The organism is Mesorhizobium sp. M4A.F.Ca.ET.020.02.1.1, from assembly GCF_004022645.1.
Taxonomy (GTDB): domain Bacteria; phylum Pseudomonadota; class Alphaproteobacteria; order Rhizobiales; family Rhizobiaceae; genus Mesorhizobium.
Genome location: NZ_RZOI01000918.1, coordinates 1 through 2,051, shown reverse-complemented (window position 1 = coordinate 2,051; position 2,051 = coordinate 1). Strand labels below are relative to the sequence as shown.

The window sequence follows — 2,051 nt, the reverse complement described above, 5'->3', positions numbered from 1 at the left end:
CCTATATCGAGCGCCGCAACGTCCTCGAAATCATGCGCGATGAGGCCGCCGACCTCTACGAGGCGCAGACCGGATCAGCATGGCGGCCGCGCACCGGCTCCAAGATCAGCCACCAGGCGATGACCGCGTCGGTGATCGACAGCCGCGACTTCCTCGCCGCGCGCCGTCGCGCCGAGACCGAGGTGCTGGTGCCAGCCGGCACCAGGATCGCCTTCGCCGGCGGCCTCGACTGCAACGATCACGACCGGATCTGGGACGCGCTGGATAAAGTCCGCGAGAAGCACCCAGACATGGTGCTGCTGCATGGTGGCAGCCCACGCGGCGCCGAGCGCATCGCCGCCTGCTGGGCCGAGAACCGCAAGGTCACGCAGATCGCTTTCAAGCCGGACTGGAACCGGCATGCGAAGGCCGCCCCATTCCGTCGCAACGATCAGCTGCTCTCGGTCATGCCCTACGGACTGATCGTCTTCCCCGGCTCCGGCATCACCGAGAACCTGGCCGACAAGGCCCGACGCCTGGGCATCCCCGTCTGGCGGTTCACGGAGGATGGCGCGTGAGCGCCGCTTTCATTCCCCGCGTCGAAGAACCCGACCCGCTCGCGGTCGGGTTCTTCGCGTGTGCACATCCGTTCCGGTCAGCAATCCGGCGGGGGCGCGGTGCGAAAGAGCGCAGGATGGAGAGTGGCCAAAAGTCCTCCGACACGGTTTGGGCGGGCCGGCCTCCGGCCGGCCGGGCTCTACTCGCGGCGTGCCGCCGCTCCCCGAGCCGGGCTTCGCCGTCTCGGCCTTCGGTGACGATCCCTCGCGCGGGAGAGGGAGAGGAGAGCCGGGCCGGGGCGGTTGATCGGAGAGAAAGGAAAGCGACCAATGACGATGATATTCCTTGGCGGTTCGCGTGACATTTTCGAGCTGCCGGTCCCCGTGATCGAACGCATCGGCGCGATTGTTGCGGCCGAGCACGGCGTGCTGATCGGTGACGCGCCGGGAGCAGATGCCGAAATGCAGGGCCTGCTCGCAGGCTATAATTACGAGCATGTCGGCGTCTTCCATGGCGGCCCGGAACCGCGCAACAATCTCGGCGACTGGGCTGCCTATCACGTCCCGCCGCCGGACGGCGCAAAGGGCTTTGCCATCCACGCCGCGAAGGATCGGGAAATGGCCCGCCGTGCCGACTTCGGTCTGATGGTCTGGGATGGCGCTTCGCCCGGAACCTGCCTCAACATCCTGCGCCTTGCCGTGATCGGCAGCCCCTGCGTCGTCTACGACACGATGCGCGGCACGGTGGGAACCGTCCACACCATCGCGGACTGGCGCGCCATGATGCACCATGCCGGTCTGGATGTTCGCGGCGGAGTGGAAACCCGGATGACGGCGGACGAGCGCGTTGCTGCGGCAACCTGATTGTCGCAAGCCGTGGCGACCCGACCCACGAATGAACGGCGCAAGCCGCCCCGCCCTGATCCGTGCCGAAGGCCGACCCCTTGCGAAGCCGCCTCTCGCGGTCCGCGGGCAGTCCTCGGGAAAATCCCATCTGCTCATGGCACGAAGGGCGGGGCAGTTGCGGATCAGGCAGCGCATTCCCGGCAGCCACGCTTGGCCTGGATACCCTCGCCGGCACGGGAACAGAGCAGCGCTCGCCGCCGCCGAGCGCAATATCCGGCACTTGACGGCGGACGGAACCTCCGGCTTCTCAGCGCAGGACGTCGTTCGTGGGACAGGCGAGGACGGTAGATCCGCAGGCGGGGGCAAACGCTTGACCGCGACCGCGGTGCCTGGCGTGAAGGATCTGCGATGGTGGCCGGAGGCATCGCCTTTGCCCACACCCGGACCATTCCCGTGTCATGTCGCCTTTGTAGTGGACCGCCTGCTTTTGCGGTCAACCCCCGTTGGGGGTACACTCGGCAAAAATTCAGGAAAATTCGATTTCGGTTTTTTTTGTTGCGGGCCGGGCACTTTCCTTCCCGCAAGCGGGGCCCTTGAAAGCGCGGCCCGGTGTCTGCGGCAAATAGAATTTTCCAGAATTTGTGCCGAGTGACCGCAGCAGGACGGCCC

The 2,051-nt window shown here is 66.5% G+C and carries 2 protein-coding genes; both read left to right on the top strand.

The window, feature by feature from the left end; genetic code table 11:
• A partial coding sequence (locus EN742_RS33040) for a DUF2493 domain-containing protein (RefSeq protein WP_148670447.1) occupies window positions 1–557 on the top strand: 557 nt, incomplete at its 5' end.
• A 309-nt stretch (window positions 558–866) separates the two neighbouring features.
• Window positions 867–1,400 (top strand): hypothetical protein, encoded by a 534-nt coding sequence (locus EN742_RS33035; RefSeq protein ID WP_128333775.1) that lies wholly within the window; start codon window positions 867–869, stop codon window positions 1,398–1,400.
• The last annotated feature ends 651 nt before the right edge of the window (window positions 1,401–2,051 follow it).